This window comes from Petroclostridium xylanilyticum, assembly GCF_002252565.1.
GTDB lineage: Bacteria > Bacillota > Clostridia > SK-Y3 > SK-Y3 > Petroclostridium > Petroclostridium xylanilyticum.
Window position 1 is genome coordinate 1 of record NZ_NPML01000033.1, and the last position, 623, is coordinate 623.

At 46.4% G+C, this 623-nt stretch carries 1 protein-coding gene; it reads right to left on the minus strand.

What is annotated here, in order from left to right:
* Positions 1–14 precede the first annotated feature (14 nt).
* A partial coding sequence (locus CIB29_RS18285; protein ID WP_094552240.1) for a fumarate hydratase occupies positions 15–623 on the minus strand: 609 nt, incomplete at its 5' end.

Here is a 623-nt window from a genome sequence, read left to right on the forward strand (position 1 = left end):
TCCAATTTTCCTTGTCATAATACTGCCTCAGCATGGCGTGCCACATGGCAGCTTATATTTACGGCCACCGGCAAGCCGGCAATATGGGTAGGAAAAGTTTCAATGTTCACTGCAAGTGCCGTGGTTGTCCCCCCCAATCCCTGCGGTCCAATCCCAAGCCTGTTTATCTTTTCCAGCAGTTCCTGCTCGAGACTTCCATAATACTCATTATGGCTTCTTTGATTGATTGGCCGCAAGAGGGCTTTTTTGGCAAGATATGCCGCTTTCTCCATAGTTCCCCCGATTCCAACCCCTACCACTATGGGAGGACATGGATTTGCTCCGGCCTGGTCTACCGTTTGAATAACAAAATCTATTACACCCTTTACACCATCTGAAGGCTTAAGCATTTTTACTGCACTCATATTCTCACTGCCAAAGCCTTTAGGCGCTGCAATTATTTTAATTTTGTCTCCCGGCACAATGTCATAATGTATGACAGCCGGTGTATTATCGCCTGTATTTACCCTGTCCAACGGATCTTTTACCACCGATTTCCGCAGATAGCCTTTTTCGTATCCCCTTCTTACACCTTCATTAATTGCATCAGTCAAACTGCCTCCAACGATATGGGCATCCTGTCC